Source organism: Micromonospora sp. PLK6-60, from assembly GCF_019890675.1.
Classification (GTDB): domain Bacteria; phylum Actinomycetota; class Actinomycetes; order Mycobacteriales; family Micromonosporaceae; genus Micromonospora.
Genome location: NZ_JAIOAA010000001.1, coordinates 160,826 through 177,780 on the forward strand (window position 1 = coordinate 160,826; position 16,955 = coordinate 177,780).

The 16,955-nt window shown below is 76.8% G+C and carries 16 protein-coding genes; 7 read left to right on the forward strand and 9 right to left on the reverse strand.

Features of this window, described 5'->3' with window-relative positions; all coding sequences use genetic code 11:
- Positions 1-7: 7 nt before the first annotated feature.
- Both K7640_RS00595 and K7640_RS00600 read right to left on the reverse strand, forming a co-directional pair.
- Complete coding sequence (locus K7640_RS00595) at positions 8-391, reverse strand: hypothetical protein (RefSeq protein ID WP_222952656.1); 384 nt, start codon at positions 389-391, stop codon at positions 8-10.
- Between the two features lie 98 nt (positions 392-489).
- Positions 490-1,350 (reverse strand): S9 family peptidase, encoded by an 861-nt coding sequence (locus tag K7640_RS00600; protein ID WP_222952657.1) that lies wholly within the window; start codon positions 1,348-1,350, stop codon positions 490-492.
- A 127-nt stretch (positions 1,351-1,477) separates the two neighbouring features.
- On the opposite strand from K7640_RS00600, the gene K7640_RS00605 reads away from it, so the two are divergent.
- A complete protein-coding gene (locus K7640_RS00605; RefSeq protein WP_222952658.1) occupies positions 1,478-2,017 on the forward strand; it encodes a CGNR zinc finger domain-containing protein in 540 nt (179 codons plus the stop codon).
- 106 nt (positions 2,018-2,123) lie between these two features.
- On the opposite strand, the gene K7640_RS00610 is transcribed toward K7640_RS00605, so the two are convergent.
- Together K7640_RS00610 and K7640_RS00615 are read right to left on the reverse strand one after the other, a co-directional pair.
- Positions 2,124-2,894, reverse strand: coding sequence for a DUF5995 family protein (locus K7640_RS00610; RefSeq protein WP_222952659.1), 771 nt, complete (start codon positions 2,892-2,894; stop codon positions 2,124-2,126).
- 123 nt (positions 2,895-3,017) lie between these two features.
- Positions 3,018-5,939 (reverse strand): helix-turn-helix transcriptional regulator, encoded by a 2,922-nt coding sequence (locus tag K7640_RS00615; protein WP_222952660.1) that lies wholly within the window; start codon positions 5,937-5,939, stop codon positions 3,018-3,020.
- 192 nt (positions 5,940-6,131) lie between these two features.
- Between K7640_RS00615 and K7640_RS00620 the strand changes: the two genes are divergently transcribed.
- A complete protein-coding gene (locus tag K7640_RS00620) occupies positions 6,132-8,177 on the forward strand; it encodes an adenylate/guanylate cyclase domain-containing protein (RefSeq protein ID WP_308042376.1) in 2,046 nt (681 codons plus the stop codon).
- 167 nt (positions 8,178-8,344) lie between these two features.
- On the opposite strand, the gene K7640_RS00625 is transcribed toward K7640_RS00620, so the two are convergent.
- Genes K7640_RS00625 through paaK form a run of 3 tightly spaced genes read right to left on the reverse strand, consistent with a single transcriptional unit; the run spans position 8,345 to position 11,219 of the window.
- The gene (locus K7640_RS00625; protein WP_222952661.1) at positions 8,345-9,454 is read right to left on the reverse strand and encodes a nucleotide disphospho-sugar-binding domain-containing protein; all 1,110 of its coding nucleotides are present in this window, start codon (positions 9,452-9,454) and stop codon (positions 8,345-8,347) included.
- A 45-nt stretch (positions 9,455-9,499) separates the two neighbouring features.
- Positions 9,500-9,910, reverse strand: coding sequence for a hydroxyphenylacetyl-CoA thioesterase PaaI (gene paaI / locus K7640_RS00630; RefSeq protein ID WP_222952662.1), 411 nt, complete (start codon positions 9,908-9,910; stop codon positions 9,500-9,502).
- Position 9,911: 1 nt separating this feature from the next.
- On the reverse strand, positions 9,912-11,219 hold the full coding sequence (gene paaK, locus K7640_RS00635; RefSeq protein WP_222952663.1) for a phenylacetate--CoA ligase PaaK: 1,308 nt from the start codon (positions 11,217-11,219) through the stop codon (positions 9,912-9,914).
- Between the two features lie 225 nt (positions 11,220-11,444).
- Here paaK and K7640_RS00640 point away from each other — a divergent pair, with 225 nt between their 5' ends.
- Both K7640_RS00640 and crcB read left to right on the forward strand, forming a co-directional pair.
- Positions 11,445-11,933 (forward strand): CrcB family protein, encoded by a 489-nt coding sequence (locus tag K7640_RS00640; RefSeq protein ID WP_222952664.1) that lies wholly within the window; start codon positions 11,445-11,447, stop codon positions 11,931-11,933.
- Positions 11,930-12,292 carry a fluoride efflux transporter CrcB gene (gene crcB / locus K7640_RS00645; protein WP_222952665.1) on the forward strand — a complete coding sequence of 121 codons (363 nt, stop codon included), beginning with the start codon at positions 11,930-11,932 and terminating at the stop codon, positions 12,290-12,292. The genes K7640_RS00640 and crcB overlap by 4 nt, the downstream gene beginning before the upstream one ends.
- 32 nt (positions 12,293-12,324) lie before the next feature.
- Here crcB and K7640_RS00650 read toward each other — a convergent pair whose 3' ends face one another.
- On the reverse strand, positions 12,325-12,663 hold the full coding sequence (locus K7640_RS00650; protein WP_222952666.1) for a hypothetical protein: 339 nt from the start codon (positions 12,661-12,663) through the stop codon (positions 12,325-12,327).
- Positions 12,664-12,790: 127 nt separating this feature from the next.
- On the opposite strand from K7640_RS00650, the gene K7640_RS00655 reads away from it, so the two are divergent.
- The gene (locus K7640_RS00655) at positions 12,791-13,450 is read left to right on the forward strand and encodes a hypothetical protein (RefSeq protein ID WP_222952667.1); all 660 of its coding nucleotides are present in this window, start codon (positions 12,791-12,793) and stop codon (positions 13,448-13,450) included.
- Between the two features lie 16 nt (positions 13,451-13,466).
- On the opposite strand, the gene K7640_RS00660 is transcribed toward K7640_RS00655, so the two are convergent.
- Positions 13,467-14,684 carry an MFS transporter gene (locus tag K7640_RS00660; RefSeq protein ID WP_374198041.1) on the reverse strand — a complete coding sequence of 406 codons (1,218 nt, stop codon included), beginning with the start codon at positions 14,682-14,684 and terminating at the stop codon, positions 13,467-13,469.
- Positions 14,685-14,858: 174 nt separating this feature from the next.
- Between K7640_RS00660 and K7640_RS00665 the strand changes: the two genes are divergently transcribed.
- On the forward strand, positions 14,859-15,848 hold the full coding sequence (locus tag K7640_RS00665; protein WP_222952668.1) for a LacI family DNA-binding transcriptional regulator: 990 nt from the start codon (positions 14,859-14,861) through the stop codon (positions 15,846-15,848).
- 257 nt (positions 15,849-16,105) lie between these two features.
- The gene (locus tag K7640_RS00670; protein ID WP_308042377.1) at positions 16,106-16,828 is read left to right on the forward strand and encodes a phospholipase; all 723 of its coding nucleotides are present in this window, start codon (positions 16,106-16,108) and stop codon (positions 16,826-16,828) included.
- The last annotated feature ends 127 nt before the right edge of the window (positions 16,829-16,955 follow it).

The window sequence follows — 16,955 nt, forward strand, 5'->3', positions numbered from 1 at the left end:
GGGACGCTCAGGCGGTCAGGGCCCGGCACAGCGCGTCGGGGTCGGTGACGGTGACCGTGGCGGCCGGGTGCCGGAGCCGGTTGCCCGGGGCGAGGGCCGGCACCGGCGTCACGAACCGGACGCACACCCCGACCCCGGTGCTGCTGCCGAAGGTCACCCCGGAATCGGCGAGCGACAGGTGCGGCCCGATCGCCCGCCACCACCGGTACGGCCCGGTCGGCTCCGCCCCGGCCACGTTGCCGCGCGGGGTGCGCAGCCGCCACGGCCCGAACCGGATCTCCAGGGCGTCGTCGTCGACCACCACCCAGGAGGTCTCCGGCCGGACCCCGAGCAGGGCCAGCGGCACCCGGAACGGCGGATCGAAACGGAACGCGCTGCGGTGCACGGGCATGTCCGGGGCGTACCCGGTGCGGGCGGGGCGACACCCGCCCGGGCCGGCCCGGGCGGGACCGGCCGGCACCCCCCCGGCCGGCCGGTCCCGCTCCGGTGTCAGCTCCGCAGGTTCAGGCGGTCGCCGAGCCAGGCCAGCCGGTCGTCGCGGACCCGGGCGGCGCCGAGGTCGTGCTCCTCCGCCGGGTAGAGCGACACCCGGGCCTGGGGCGCGGCCGCCGCGAACGCGGCGCGGACGTCCGGGCCGACGTACCGGTCCGCCCCGGCGAACTGGAGGTACGCGCCGGCGCCGAGCCGGCCCACCAGGTCCACCGGGTCGAGCCCGGCGTACACCGACCGGTAGGCGTCACGCTGGTCCGCGGGCAGACCGAGCCAGTACTTGTCGAACCAGTTCGCCCAGGTGGCGTCGGGTGCGAGGAGCACCGCGGCGCGCAGTCCGGGCTCGCTGCCGGCGAGGTCGACGGCGTACATCGCGCCGTAGTCGTGGCCGACCACGGCGGTGCGGGCGCGGTCGACGCCGGGCTCGGCGAGCAGCCGCCGGTAGGCCTGGCGTACCGCCGTGAGCTGGGCGGTGACCGCGGCCCGGTCCCGCTCGTCGCCCACCGGGTCGCCGGCCCACGGGAAGGTGAGCTGGGGCAGCACGGAGACCACCCCGCGCCCGGCCAGCGCGGTGGCCTCGGCGAGGAACTGGGTGCGGTCCTGGTTGGCCCGGCCCGGGTCGAACCAGTGCAGGTCCAGCACGCCGGCCAGCCCGCCGTCCGGGCGCTGCGGGCGCACCAGCCAGGCCCGGACGGCCGGCTGGCCGGCCACCGGGATCTCGATGTCGCGGACCAGCACGGCGTCCGCGTGGCCGGCCCTGGCGGCCTCGGCAGGCGCCTCCGCCCGCGCGCCGCCGACGCCGACGAGGGCGCCGCTGAGCAGCAGTACGGCCGAGGAGACGACCACGGACAAGCGTCGCACCACATACCTCCATAGGTTTTTAAACGTGTTTTACAACTGACGACGCTAGGATGGCGGAGGGCGATCGGTCAAGGCGGGAGGCGGACGTGTCGGCAACCGGACGGCGGGCGGGGCACGGATGAGCGCGGTGCCACCCCTGGAGCCCGAGCTGCGGCTGGCCGTCGCGCTGCTGCACAGCTACTGGACCCTCCAGGAACCGGCCGACCAGCTGTCGGTGGCCCGGCTCCGGGCCGCCGGCCGGGAGCTCGGCCTCGCCACGGCCACCGACGCACTCGGCGAGGCGGACCTGCCCGCGCTGCGCGCGCTGCGGGAGCGGCTCTACGAGGTCTTCGCCGCCCCCGACCCGGCCGCGCGGGTGGTGACCCTCAACGGGGTGCTGGCGGGGGTCAGCGCCGGGACGGCGGTCGAACCGGCGCCGGACGGCACGCTGCGGCTGGGCCCGCTCCCCCGCCCGGACCCGGTCGGGCCGTTCGCCGCACTGGTCACCGGGGCCCTCGCCCGGGCGGCGGTGACCGGTGGGGCGGAGCGGTTCGGGGTGTGCGCCGCCGACCCGTGCCGGGCGCCCTACCTGGACCGGACCCGGGCCGGCCGGCAGCGGTACTGCTGCGAGCTGTGCAACAACCGGGCTGCCGCGGCGGCGTACCGGAGCCGGTCCCGGCGCGGCTGAGCCGGCGCCCCCGCCGCAGGCCCGGACCGCAGGCCCGGCGGAGCCGGCACCACGGCCGGCGTCCCCGCGCCCCGGTGGCCCGGAGCGCGGGGACCCCCCGTCCCGGCTACTGCAGGAACGCCCCGAGGGGCGAGAGCAGCAGCCGGCCGAGCGCCGCGGCGTTGTCGTCCAGCCGCGTGCGCTCACACTCGCGGGCGTGCGGATCGTGCCGGCACCGCCAGATCTTCTGGGCGTTGCGCCAGGCCACGTTCCGGGTGTATTCCACCAGTTCGCCCTGGTACCAGTCGTCGATGTCGCCGTTCAGCATGTCGATCATGAGCTGCCAGTTGTCCAGGTAGCCCCGGCGCAGCTCCGGGATACGCTCGGCGAAGATGCTGTTGATCTCGAGGTAGTCGCGGTGCTGGTCGCTGTCGTCCACCGGCTCGGACTCGAGGCTGTCGAACGTGGTGACCAGCGCGAACGGCAGATCGAAGTTGATGTGCGCGTTGACCCCCGCGGCGGCCGACGGCAGCGGCCGGGCGTCCGGCCCGCGCATCCGCTTGAACAGGCAGGACCACGCGCGCGGGGTGTTCGGGCTGGACTCGGTCCAGTAGCGCAGCGCGTCGAAGTAGCGGGCGGCGAACTCGACGTCCAGCCGGGCCAGGAAGACCGGATCGGCGAACCGGTCGTCGTAGAGGCCGTCCAGGACGGTGCTGGTGATGACCAGATAGAGCTGGTTGAAGTCGGCCAACGGACAGCTGCGCTCCAGCGGCGGCAGCCGGACCAGCATGTCCTGGAGCTTGGTCAGGTGGTCGACCACGGCCGGCACGTCGGCCGGATGGTCGGCGAGCAGTCCCACGATGTCCTGCTGGATCGGACCCCACACCGGCTCGCCCATGACCACCTCCACAGTGTCCGAGGCACCCCCGTGCCGCCCGGCAACTGGGGACAGCCTGTCAGCCGGCGGCGGACCGGCGAATCAGTAGATCGACGTATTGGGCGTGACCGGCCGACGTAGTCGTCAATCCGACCCGTTGCGCAGGAAGATGGCGCTGGCCTGGACCCGGGTGCGCACCTGGAGCTTGTCGAAGATGTGCGACACGTGCACGCCGATGGTCCGCTCGCTGATGAACAACCGCTGCCCGATCTCCCGGTTGGTGAGGCCCTCCGCGACCGCGGCGAGCACCTCCCGCTCCCGGGCGGTCAGCGTGGCCAGCTCGTCGCCGGCCGGCTGGGCGGGGGCGGGCCGCGGGCGGGGCGCGACGTGACGACGCTCGGTGGGCCGCTCCTCCAACGTCACCCGGGCCCGACCCGCCAGGGTACGGATCTCCGAGCTGAGCGGCTCCGCCCCGAGCGCCTGCGCCATCCCGTACGCCTGCCGGAGCAGCTTGCCCGCGGTCGCCACCCGGCTGCGCCGGGCCAGCAGCGCCTCGGCCTGCCGCAGTCGCGAGTACGCCGCCGGGTACGGATGCTGCCGCCGGTCCCACTCGGCGACCGAGCGGCCCCACAGCTCCGGGTCGCCCCGGCCGTCGAGCCGGCTCACCTCCGCGTCGCACAGCGCCAGGAAGCCGTCCACCACGTAGCGCACCGGCCGGGCGGCTTGTTCGCCCTTGCCGGCGACCCGGGCGGCCACCTCGCGCAGCCGGCGCACCGCCCGTTCGTCGACCGCGACGGTGCGGCTGGCGTGCGCCTCGGCCTCCGCGCGCAGCCCGTGCCAGGCCAGCGTGGCCAGCACGATGACGTCGTCGGAGCGGCTCTCGGTGAGACCCCGCTGCACCGCCTGCCGGGCCAGGTCGTGCCGGCCCTCCCACATCGCCAGGCCGGCCCGCAGGATCAGCATCGGCAGCACGTGCCGGGCGCCGCCGCCGGCGAGCATGGTCGCCACGGCGTCCAGGTCCCGGTCGGACGCCTCGATGTCGCCGTAGCCGACGGAGAGCCGGCAGCGGGCGAGCAGCAGCTCCACCGCATCGGCGCCGGACGGCCGGTGCCGCAGCGCCGCGGCGACCACCTTCTCCGCCTCGGCCCACTGCCCGACCCGGAACAGCCCGTTGGTGGCGATGGCCAGCAGCCGCGTCTCGTAGGTGCGGCCCAGCCCCAGCTCGGCGACCCGCTCGGCGCCGCGCCGGGCCACCACCACCCCCTCCTCGAGGATGTTCAGCGGGCCGGTCAGCAGCTCCGCCAGGTGCAGGTACGCGCAGGCCACGTCCTCCGGCCGGCCGGCGGACTCGGCGGTCTCCAGCGCCTCCCGGACGACGGCCAGCCCGCCGTCGGGATCCTCCAGGTATGCCTGGCTGAAGCCCAGCGCGGCGCTGGCCAGCACCACCTCGGAGGTGCAGCCCTCGGCCCCGGCGGCCAGCTCCAGCGCCTCCCGGGCCTGCTCGCCGGCGTCGGCGTACCGGCCGAGGTGCAGCAGCAGCTCGGCCGGGTGGGCGGCGGCGGTGACCCGCTCCCGCGCGGTGCAGTCGGCCGCCGCGAGAGCCAGCCGGTACTCCGCCTCGGCGGGCGCGGACCGGCCGGCGGCGGCCAGGTAGCGGGCCCGGCGGATGTGCAGGGCGCAGGTGGCCGGCGCGCCCGACACCCGCGCCAGCTCCTCCAGCAGCTCCAGCGCCCGGGCGTGCTCCCCGCACTGGTGGGCCGTCTCGGCGGCCCGCTCCAGCAGCTCGACACCGTCCACACCGGACGCCGGGCCGGTCACCGCGGCGGCCAGCTCCCGGGCGGTCGACCAGTGCCGGTGCGCCTCGGCGAAGCCGTGCAGCCGCTCGGCCTCCCGGGCGGCCGCCACGGCGGCGGGCAGGGCCCGGGCCGGTTCGCCGGCCAGCCGCCAGTGGTGTGCCAGCCGGGCCTGGTGCAGCTCGGCCGGCGCCGCGGTGAGCGCCTCGGCGTACCGGCGGTGCAGGGCGGCGCGTTCGGCCGGCAGCAGCTCGTCGGCGAGCACCTCGGCGACCAGCCGGTGCCGCAGCCGGTAGCCGTCGTCGGCGCTTTCCAGCAGCCGGTGGGCGACGGCCGCGCGGACCGCCTCGATCAGTTCCTCCTCGGGCAGCCGCACCGCCCGGGCCAGCAGCCAGTGCTCGACCGGTTCCACCCCGGCGGCGACGGCGTGCATCACCGCGTGCGCCGGCTCCGGCAGCGCCTCCACCCGGGCCAGGAAGATCTCCCGCAGGGTGTCGGAGAGCCCGGCCCGGCCGTCGCGCACGTCCCGGGCGAGTTCCTCGACGACGAACGGGTTGCCGCCGCTGCGCCGCCAGATCAGCTCGGCCGCCTCCGGCGCCAACGGCCGGCCGACGATCGCGGTGGCGAGCCGGTCGGTGTCGGCGCGGTCCAGCGGCGCCAGGTCGAGCACCCGCACCGACCGCAGCCGGCGCAGCTCGGTCAGCACCCGGCGCAGCGGGTGGGCGCCCTGCAACGACTCGGTCCGCACCGCGGCGAGCACCGACAGTTGCAGGTCGCCGAGGCCGGCGAGCAGATAGAGCAGCAGCTGGCGGGTGCTTCGGTCGACCCACTGCAGGTCGTCCAGGACGAGCACCAGCGGGCGCCCCTCGGCGATCAGGCTCAGCCCGCGCGACACCCGTTCCAGCAGCGCGCCGGCGCCGTCCGGGCCGGCGCTCTCCTCGGTGAACACCTGGAGCAGCCCGCGCACCGTGGACGACGTGCGGGCCTGGGTGGCGGCCAGTTCCGCGTCGAAGCGCCGCAGCGCCTGGCGCAGCGGGTGCAGCGGAGAGGCGTCACCGATGTCCAGGCAGGACCCGGTGAGCACCAGGGCGCCCCCCGCGCGCAGCCCGTCGCCCACCTCGCGCAGCAGGCGGGACTTGCCCACCCCGCTCTCGCCGGTGAGGAAGACGGCCGCGGTGTGCCCGGGTGGGACGTCGTCGAGCAGCGCGGACCGCAGCGTCGCCACCCGGTCGGCCCGGCCGACGAGGGGCGGGCTGTCCACGTCGCTGGCCATGCAGGAAGCCTAGTCACAGGATCCGGTGGCGCTCTACTGCCTTTCCGGCCCTGAGGTACCTCTCGCGTCGACATTGCGACTGAACGGTTGCGGGTGGCCGACATACGTCGTTCTGCAGATCCACCGTCGGCCCGGTGGTGAAACTCTGCGGAGGTCATCAGCCACCAGGGGGGTTAGGCAGGTGGGGTGCCAGTGTCCATTCTCGCGACCGGCCGGAAGCCGGGGACCACGACGTGCTGGCCGGCGCCGGAGGAACGGCGCACGGTCAGCGTGCTCTTCGCCGACATCGTCGGCTCGACCGGCCTGGTCGAACGGTTGGACCCGGAGGACGTCCGGGCTCTGCAACGGGACTACTTCGACACGGTGGCCGGGGTGCTGCGCCGGTGGGGCGGCACGGTCGAGAAGTACGTCGGGGACGCGGTCATGGCGCTGTTCGGCGCCGGGAACTCCGACGGGTTCGACGCCTACCGGGCGGTGCGGGCCGGGCTGGAGATCCAGCGGGCGCTGGACCGGCGGCCGCTGACCGGCGCGACGGCGGTGCGGATCCGGGTCGGCGTCGCCACCGGCGAGGTGCTGGTGGACGTCCCGGCCGCCCGCGACGGCGCGCACGGCGTCGCCAGCGGCGCGGTGATCACCACCGCGGCCCGCCTACAGGAGTACGCGCCCCCCGGCGCGGTGGCGCTCTGCGCGGCCACCCACCGCGCCACCGTCGGCCTGGTCGAGCAGCGGCCGCTGGCGTCGATGGCGGTCGCCGGCAAGGCGCTGCCGCTGGACGTGTGGCGGGCGGTCCGCCCGGTCTCCCCGCATGCCGACCGGCACCCCGGACCGCTGGTGGGGCGACGCCGGGAACTCGCCACCGCGAGCGACGAGGTCGTCGAGGCGGTCCGGCACCGCCGGCCCCGCTGGGTGGCGCTGGCCGGTCCGACGGGCAGCGGGCGCAGCCGGCTGCTGCACGAGCTGATCCGCGCGGTGTCGACGGTGGACGGTGCGCCGGTCCGCTGGTGCGTGACGCGGTGTCCGCCGTACCCGGGGGAGGCGGCGCCGCTGGCCGACCTGGTCCGCCGGTTCGCCGGGATCGGCGAGCACGACCCCGGACCGGTCGTCCACCGGCGGTTGGCCGCCGCGCTCGACGGCCTGCTGCCGCTCGACACGGCGGTGCCCGCGCTGGTCGACCTGCTGGCCGGGGCGGCCCGGGGGGCGGACGTGTGGCGGCAGGCCCTGCTGGCACTGGCGGCCCGGCAGCCGGTGGTGGTCGCCGTGGACGACCTGGACCGGGCGGCCCCGTCGCTGGGCCGCTTCCTGCGGATCCTGCTCGCCGAGGCCAGCCTGCGGAAGCTGCCGCTGGTGGTGGTGACCACGCACGGGCCCGGCCGCGCCGACCCGGTGCCCGGCGGTGAGCGGGTCCGGCGGGTGCCGCTGCCCGCCCTGGGCGCCGTGGACACCGGGCGCCTGCTGCGGCACCTGCTCGACCGGGCCGGCCGGCCGGCGGCGCTGGCCCGGGTGCTGCTGCCGCTGGTGGGGGGCAACCCGGGCATCGCGGCGGCCTACGTGCGGGCGCTCGACGAGGCGGGCACGGCGTCCGCGCCGACCGTGCCCGATCAGGTACGCCGGATCGCCGACGCCCGGCTGGACCGGCTCGACGGCGAGCAGCGGGCCGTGCTCGCCGCGGCGGCGGCGCTCGGTGCCGGGATCACCGCCGGCGCGGTGGAGCGGCTGCTCGGCTGGGCGGCCGGGCGGGCCGGCCGGGCGCTACGGCATCTGGTGGCGGGCGGGCTGCTGCGGCGGTGCCGGGGGGTCGGCTACCTGCTCACCGAACCGGTGCTGGCCCGGGTGGCCCACGGGCGGCTGCCCCGCGCCGCCCGGGCGGAGCTGGCCCGGCGGGCGGACCGCCGGTCGCCCGCGCCGGTCTCCCTCCCGCCGCGTTCGCGCCCCGACCTGGTCGAGGGTGACCGGGTGGGGCTGCTCGACGGCGGCCCGAGCGGTGGACCCGCCGGGGCCGTACCGGACCGGCCCGGTCTGCGGGACGAGCCCGTCGCCGCCGCGCCGGACCGGTCCGGCGCGGGCGCCCCCGCCGCCCCGGGCAGCCGGCGGGTCCCGTGGCCGGTCATCGACCGCTGGCCGCCCGGCCCGGAGGAACACCACGGGCCGCTGCGGGCCGGAGCCGACCGCCCGGCGGTGGCCTCGGCCTCGGGGCGGGCGAACCGCGACGCCCGGGCCGCGCCGCCGGTCGCGGCGTGACGCCGGTCGCGGCGTGACGCCGGTCGCGGCGTGACGCCGGTCGCGGCGTAGACACCCGCGACGAGCGGCCCGCCGCGCGGCCCGCGACGCCCGGGCCACGCCGGCCGTCGCGGCGTGACCGCCGGCGGTGCGGACACCCGCGACGAGCGGCCCCCGCGCCGCCCGGCTCAGCGCACCGACTCGAGCCGGGCGACCAGCGCGGCCGGCGGCGGCATGGCCGCGATCTCCCGGCTCACCTGTCCGGCGGCGTCCGCCAGGGCGGCGTCGGTGACCAGCCTGGTCAGGTCGGGCGCGGTGATCTTCCGAGCCGGCACGGCGATGCCCGCGCCCCGGTCGGCCACCAGCGTCGCGTTGTACCGTCGGTCGCCCGCGCCGACCGTGGCCAGCTGCGGGACGCCGGCGACCAGCGCGGCGAGGACGCTGCCCGCCCCGCCGTGGTGCACCAGCGCCGCCCCGGCCGACAGCGCCGCCGGCAGCGGGATCCAGTCCACCGTGCGGACGTTGGGGGGCAGGGCCGACGCGGACATCCGCCGGTCGGGCCGGACCAGGACGAACTCGGCGTCCACCGCCGAGGCCGCGGCGACCACCGCCGCCATCGGCCCGGCGCTGCCGGGGCCGGTGACGGTGCTGCGGCTGACCAGCACCCGCGGCCGCGGGCCCGGCTCCCGCAACCAGTCGGGCAGCTCGCCCGCGCCGACGTACGCGTCGTAGCGCATCGGCCAGCCGTCCTGCGCGATCAGGCTGGGCGGGCTCACCGCGATCGCGGCGGCCGGCGGCCCGATGGCGTCGACGCGGTGCCGGCGCAGCGCGTCGGTGAGCCGTTCCGCGGTCACCCGGACCAGCTCGCGCCCGTCGAAGAGCGAGTTCTCGTGTCGTACGGCGGGGACCCCGACCCGGGCGGCGGCGAGCGCCCCGGCCACCGCGAACGGCTCGTGCAGCACGAGGTCGGGCGACCATTCCTCGGCGAGCGCGACCATGCCGTCGGCCAGCTCGTCGTTGACCTGCCCGAAGAGCAGCGCCGCGCCGCGGGTGCCCCCGGTGCCGGCCAGCTCGGCGCGGGCGATCAACGGATGCCGCACCATGACCCGGCGGGCGATCCGGCCGAAGTCGAACCGGGGCGCGACGTCGCGGACCGGGAGCGCGGCACGGGCCGCGCCGAGGCCGTCGGCCGCCGTGGCGACCAGCACCTCGTGCCCGGCGTCGCGCAGGGCGAGCGACAGCGGCAGCAGGGGAAGGACGTGACCGACGAGGGGCGCGGAGGCCACCAGCACACGCATGAGCGCGATGCTATGGCCCCGGTACGTTCCCCGGTGCCCCTGCCCTCAGCTCGTCCGGTCGGGCAGGCTGCGGCTGCGGCCCCGGAACTCGGCGACCACCTCGGCCCCGCGCCGGACGGTGACGTCGTAGATGCCGCTGCGGCCGTACCGGGTGCGTTCGGTGGCGTGGGCCTCCAGCAGGTCGCCCTCGCGCACCGGGCGCAGGAAGGTGATCTCGCCGCCGGCGGCGACGGTGACCGGGCCGTGGCTGTTGCAGGCGAGCGCGAACGCCGTGTCGGCCAGCAGGAAGACGAAGCCGCCGTGCCCGATGGCGTGTCCGTTGAGCATCGCGGCGGTCACCCGCATCCGGGCGACGGCGGCCCCGTCGCCGGCCGAGACCAGCTCGATGCCGAGCCCCTTGGACGCCACGTCGGCGTCGAACATGTCGTGCGCGGCGGTCCGGCCGTCCCCGCTCATCTCAGCCCTCCCGCCGCCGGTCGACGATGCGGCGCATCTTGCCCATCGACCGTTCCACCCCGTCGGGGGCGATCACGTCGACCGCGACGCTCACCCCGATGGTGTTCTTCACCTGCTCGACCAGGGCCCGGCCGGCCTGCTCGGCGGTCTCGGCGGGCACCCCGGCCCGGCGCTCGACCCGGACGGTCAGGCTGTCCATCCGGCCCTGCCGGTCCAGCACGCACTGGAAGTGCGGGGACAGCGCGGGGGTGCGCAGGATCAGCTCCTCGATCTGGGTGGGGAAGACGTTGACCCCGCGCACGATCATCATGTCGTCGGTACGACCGGTGATCTTCTCGATCCGGCGCATCGGCCGGGCGGTGCCGGGCAGCAGGCGGGTCAGGTCCCGGGTGCGGTAGCGGATCACCGGCATCGCCTCCTTGGTGAGCGAGGTGAGCACCAGCTCGCCCTGCGCCCCGTCGGGCAGCACCTCCCCGGTGACCGGGTCGATGATCTCCGGATAGAAGTGGTCCTCCCAGACGTGCAGGCCGTCCTTGGTCTCCACGCACTCGACGGCCACGCCGGGACCCATCACCTCGGAGAGCCCGTAGATGTCCACGGCGTGCATGTCGAGGCGGCGCTCCATCTCCCGGCGCATGTCCTCGGTCCACGGCTCGGCGCCGAAGATGCCGACCCGCAGCGAGGTGACGCGCGGGTCGACGCCCTGGCGTTCCATCTCGTCCACGATGGCCAGCATGTAGCTGGGCGTGACCATGATGACCTCGGGTGCGAAGTCGCGGATCAGCAGCACCTGCCGCTCGGTCATCCCGCCGGAGACCGGGATGACGGTGCAGCCCAGTTCCTCGGCGCCGTAGTGGGCGCCCAGGCCGCCGGTGAACAGGCCGTAGCCGTAGGCCACGTGCACCCGGTCGCCGGGGCGGCCGCCGGAGGCGCGGATCGAGCGGGCCATCAGCCGGGCCCAGGTACGCAGGTCGTCGCGGGTGTAGCCGACCACGGTCGGCCGGCCGGTGGTGCCGGAGGAGGCGTGCAGCCGGGCGACCCGCTCCCGGGCAACGGCGAACATGCCGAACGGGTAGTTGTCCCGCAGCTCGGCCTTGCCGGTGAACGGGAACCGGGCCAGGTCGGCCAGCTCCCGGCAGTCGTCGGGGTGGACCCCGGCGGCGTCGAAGGCCCGCCGGTAGTGCGGCACGTTGTCGTACGCGTGCCGCAGCGACCACCGCAGCCGCTCCCGCTGGACCTGGCGCAGTTCGTCCACGCTCGCCCGTTCGACGGGCTCCAGCTCCTCGGGACGAGGGGTGCGGTCCTGCACGGTTGCCTCCTGCGTGACGGCCCCGACGCGGCGGCACGCCGGACGATCCCGCACACCGTACGCCCGTACGGCTCGTCGTGCCAGGTCAGCGGGGTTCGGCCCGGGCGCCGCCCCGGCGCCGCGTATGCTCGCCCCGGAACACGGCGGTGGGGCCCGCCGTCCCGGCAAGCGGCCGGGAAAACCGCGACCGGCTCGCCAACGGTCCCTGCCAGTGATCCCGTCCTGGTGGGAGGCAGCGTGTCCGCACCCGAGTTCCGCGTCGATCCCGACGTCGACCTGCGCGTACCCGCCGACCGGGGCGAGCTGCGCGCGCACCCGGCGGCGGTGCTCGGCGTGATCGCCGCCGGCGGGGCGCTCGGCGCGCTGGCCCGCGCCGGCCTCCAGGCCGCGTTCCCGCCCGCCCCGGCCGGCTTCCCGTGGGCCACCTTCGGCATCAACGTGGCCGGTTGCCTGCTGATCGGGGCGCTGCTGGCGCTGATCACCGCCCGGCCGGCCGGGCCGCTGGTCCGGCCGTTCCTCGGCGTCGGGATGCTCGGCGGCTTCACCACCTTCTCCGCCTACGTGGTCGACGTCCAGCGGGTGGTGGCGGCGGGCGCGCCCGGCGTCGCGCTGGGATACCTGGCGGCGACCGTGGTCGGGGCGCTGCTCGCCGTCTGGGCCGGTGACGCGGTCACCGGCGCACTGCTGGCCCGGACCCGCCGGGCGGCCGGATGACCGTCCTGCTGATCACCATCGGGGCGGCGTTGGGCGCGCCACTGCGGTACCTGACCGACCGCGCCGTGCAGGCCCGGCACGACTCGCCGTTCCCGTGGGGCACGCTGACCGTCAACGTGGCCGGGTCGCTGCTGCTCGGCGCGGTCGCCGCCGTGCCGGCCGGACCGGCGGTGACCGCCCTGATCGGCACCGGCTTCTGCGGCGCGCTGACCACCTGGTCCACGCTCAGCTACGAGACGTTGCGGCTGACCCGGGAGGGCGCCCGCTGGCACGCCCTGGCCAACGTCCTGGTCAGCGTGGTCGCCGGCCTGGGCGCGGCCTCGGTCGGCTACGCCGTGGCGCGGGCCGTCACCGGGTAGCGCCGCTGCGGATCGCGGGGGCGCCGCCGGGATCAGCGGGCGTGCCGCTCCGGGTGCGCACGGTTCCAGGTCCGCATCCGCTCCGGGTAGCCGGTGCGCGCCGCCTCGTAGAGCGGTACGGCGTGCCGGTGAGCGAGCTTCGCCGCGATTCGCGGGGAGCCGGTGCGGCGGCGGATCCACTCGCCGTCGTCGGCGATGGCGACCACGGTGGTGTCCGTGGCGGTCGTCTCGGGCTCCAGGTAGAACTCCACCCCCTGCCGGCTGGACACGAAGTCCGCCAGCGCGGCGAGGTCGTCCCGGTTGCCCTCTCGGTCGAGCTTCGTCGGGACCGTCGAATCGTCGGCGCGGGACCGCCGGCTGAACCAGCCCATCTCGGTTCCTCTCCCTCGGCGTTCCCCCAGTGCAGCATCCCCACCTGGCAGTTGGCTGCGAGCGCGGTGACAGGACGCTGACCGGCCCGCGCCCCGACCGGCCCGCCGCCTCGCCTAGGCTGCGCCGATGGACTGGTGGGACGCGGCCGTACGGGACAACGCGCGGTGGTGCGGCGCGGTCTGCGCGACCCACGGCCAGCCCGGTGCCACCGACGCCGACGCCTGGTCGGTGCCCCGCCGCTCCCCCGCCTTCTATCCGGACGCGGTGACGCTGCGCCGCGGGGTGGACGCCGCCGGGCTGCTCGCCCGGATCGACGACGGGCCGGGCGCCTCGGTCAAGGACAGCTACGCCGACCTCGACCTCGCCCGGTACGGCTACCGGCCGCTGTTCACCGCGGAGTGGATCCACCGTCCGCCGGCCGACCCGGGCCCGGGGCCGGGGCCGGCGCTGACTCCCGTCACGTCGGCCGACGGGCTGGCCCGGTGGGCGGCGGCGCACGGTGCCGGCCCGGTGTTCCGGCCGGCGCTGCTGGCCGACCCGCGGGTCACCGTGCTGGCCCGGTACGCCCCGGACGGGTCGGTCACCGGCGGCGCGGTGTTGACCCGGGGCGACCGGGTCACCGGGGTGTCCAACGTGTTCGGTGACGAGCGGCTGTGGCCGGCGCTCTGCCGCGCCGCCCCGCCCGGCGTCCCGCTGGTCGGCTACGAGTCCGGCGCCGACCTGGCCGCCGCGACCCGGGCCGGCTTCCGACCGACCGGGCCGCTGCGCGTCTGGCTGCGCCCCTGACCAGGCCGGCGGCCGGTCAGGAACGGGCCGGTGGGCGGGCGACCGGAACCAGGGCCAGCGCCGGCAGCAGCAGGATCGACACCACCATGAGGGCGTGCAGGATGCCGACCCGGTCGCCGAGCAACCCCAGCAGCGGCGGGCCGGCCAGGAACGAGGTGTACGCGATGGCGGCCACCACGCTGACCCGGGCCGGCGCCCGGTCCTCCTCGTCCGCGGCGGCGCTCATCCCGACCGGGAAACCGAGGGAGGCGCCGACGCCCCAGAGCGCCACCCCGACGACCGCCACCGGCCCGGAGCCGGCCAGCACGGTGAGGGTCGCCCCGGCGATGGCGAGCAGGATCGTGCCGAGCAGCACCGGCACCCGCCCCCACCGGTCCAGCGCGATGGTGCCGAGGGTGCGCCCGAGCGTCATGCCGATCACGAACACGCCGAAGACCGCCGCGCCGGCGGCCTCGCTGAACCCGTAGCCGTCGATGAACGCGACGGCCAACCAGTCGTTGGCGCTGCCCTCGGTGAACGCCATGATCAGCACCAGCGCGCCGAGCAGCAGGGTGCGCGGCTCCTTCCAGGCGGCGAGCACGCCGGCGCCGCGCCGGGCGGTGCCGCCCGCCGGGGCCGGGTCGGCCGGGAGGAACGCACGCGCCCCGGCGAGCGTGCCGACCAGCACCACGGCGGCCAGCACGGTCAGGTGCGCGGCGAGGGGCACGCCCCACCGGGCCGCGCCGGCGCCGAGCGCCGCGCCGGCCACCGAGCCGAGGCTCCACGCCGCGTGGAAGCGGGGCATCACCGTACGCCCCAACCGCCGCTCGACGACCGCGCCCTCGACGTTCATCGCCACGTCGCAGGTGCCCGAGCCGTAGCCGAGGGCGAACAGCGCCACCGCCACCCCCGGCAGCGAGCCGAGCGCCCCGGCCACCCCGATGCCGACCAGTCCCGCCGCGACCAGCAGCACCGCGCCGCGTACCGTCCGGGCGGCGCCGAGCCGCTGGGTGACCAGGCCGGCGGTGGGCAGCGCCAGCAGCGCCCCGGCCGACATGGCCAGCAGCAGCAGGCCGAGCCGGCCCGGGTTGAGCGCCAGCGCCTCGCGGACCGCGGGCACCCGGGCGAACCAGGAGGCCACCGCGAGCCCGTTGAGGGCGAAGACGACGGCGACGCCGGTGCGGGCGGCGCGGACCCGGCTCGGGCTCACCGGGCCGGCTCCGGGATCGATGACCGGCGCGTCGGTGCGGCTCACGGCTGGTCGTTCCTTCCGTCCAGGTCGGTCCGGGGGTGGACCGGGGGTTGGGAACGATCCCACACCTGAGAGCGCTACCACCTCAACCCGGGGAAACCGATTACCACGCACGTCACAGTCCAGGCATGATGCGCAAGGGGACCCGGCGGGCCCCACGGGCACGGGGAGGACCGAATGACCACACGGGCGGACCGCCCGGCGACCCTGGACGACGTCGCCCGACTGGCCGGGGTCTCCCGGTCCACCGCGTCGCGGGTGATCGCCGGCACCGGCTTCGCCTCCACCGCGGCGCGCAGCCGGGTGACCGCCGCCGCCGACCAGCTCGGATACGTGCCGGACCCGGCCGCCCGGGCCCTGGTCCGGGGCGCCGGGGTACGGCTGGCCGTGGCGGCCAGCGGCGAGAGCGCGGCCGTGCTCGACGACCCGTACGTCGAGCAGGTGGTGGCCGCCGCCGCCCGGGTGGGCGGCCCGTACGGCCTCGGGGTGTCGCTGCACTGGCTGCCGCTGGCCGGCTCGACCGAGCTGCAGCGCCTCGCCGAGGACCGGGGCGTGCGCGGGGTGGTGCTGGTGAACACCACCGAGCCGCTGCTGGCGGCCCTGCCCCGGTCGCTGCGCGGCCGGGTCGCCTCGCTCGGCGTCGGCTCGGCCGACGTGCCCTCTTTCGACGTGGACAACGGCGGCGGCGCGACCCAGGTGCTGCGCCACCTGTACGCCTCGGGCCGGCGCCGGATCGCCATGGTCGCCGGCCCCCACTGGCTGCCCTGCACGCAGCGGTCGGTGCGGGCGTACGAGCGGCTGGCCCGGGACGCCGGCCTCCCGGTGCGGCTGCTGCCCGGCGACTTCACCGCCGAGCGGGGACGGGCGGCGGCCCGCGAGGCGGTGCGCCGTTGGCCGGACACCGACGCGATCTTCGCGGTGAGCGACCCGACCGCGCTGGGCGTGCTGGCCGGGCTGCGCGGGCACGGCATCGACGTCCCCGGCGACGTGGCGGTGGCCGGCTTCGACGACATCCCGCTGGCGGCGCTGAGCGCGCCCGCGCTGACCACCGCCAGCCACCCGGTGGGCCGGATCGCCACGGCGGCGGCCACCGCCCTGGCGGAGGGGGCGCGGGCCGCCCCGATCACCACCTTCCCCTCCGTCCTCATCCCCCGCGAAAGCGCTTGAGGGTAAGGAGGGTGCCCTTGTTAACGCATTCGGTAGAGGCGGGGCCCCCTGTTAACACCCCGAGCCCGACGGGCCGCACGGGCGCCGGCCAACCGCAGGACGGCGGCACGGCGGGCAGGACGGCGGCACGGCGGGCAGGGCTGCGGCACGGCGGGCAAGGGCTGCGGCACGACGGGCAGGGCGCGGCACGGCGGCGGTTAGGTGGGAGTGAGCGGGGTAGACGGCCGCAACAGCCGCCCGAGCCGGAGGAGAGGGACGTGTCCGAGCCCGCGCCCGCGCACCGGCAGCCGGAGGAGAACCCCCGGCACGGGCGGCTGATGGCCCGGGTCGTGCCGCCGGTGGCGCCGGGCGGCACCGGCCTGCTGCCGTTGACCGGCCCGGACGGGGAGGCGCTGGGCATCGCGTACGCGCCGGCCGGGGCGTTCCGGTCGTACCGGCTGGCGCTGCTGCTGCACGGCGCGGGCGGCACCGCCGAACAGGGGCTGGACCTGCTCCGTCCGCTGGCCGACCGGCACCGGCTGCTGCTGGTCGCCCCGCAGGCCACGGCGAGCAGTTGGGACCTGATCGTGGAGGGCTTCGGTCCGGACGTACGCCGGATCGACCTGATGCTGGACGCGGCGTTCCGCGCCTGGCCGGTGGAGTGCGTGCTGGTCGGCGGCTTCTCCGACGGCGCGTCGTACGCGCTCAGCCTGGGCCTGACCAACGGTGACCTGTTCGCGGCGGTGCTGGCCTTCTCCCCCGGGTTCGCCGCGCCGATGGTCACCCACGGCCGGCCGCGGATCTTCGTCTCGCACGGCGTGCACGACCGGGTGCTGCCGGTGGACGTGTGCAGCCGCCGGCTGGTGCCCCGGCTGAACACCTTCGGATATCAGGTCGACTATCACGAGTTCGACGGCGGACACGAGGTGCCGGCGGAGATCCGGCAGCACGCGGTGGAGTGGCTGTCCAGCGTCGCCGGCCGCCGCACCAGGCTGCCCTGACCGGGCCCGGCCGGGCACCGCACCTGGCCGCCCGGACCGAGCACGGCCCGACCGGGCGGCCCGGCTGGTGGCAGGACGACACGGCTCGCAGCAGGACGGCACGGCCCGCAGCAGGACGGCACGGCTG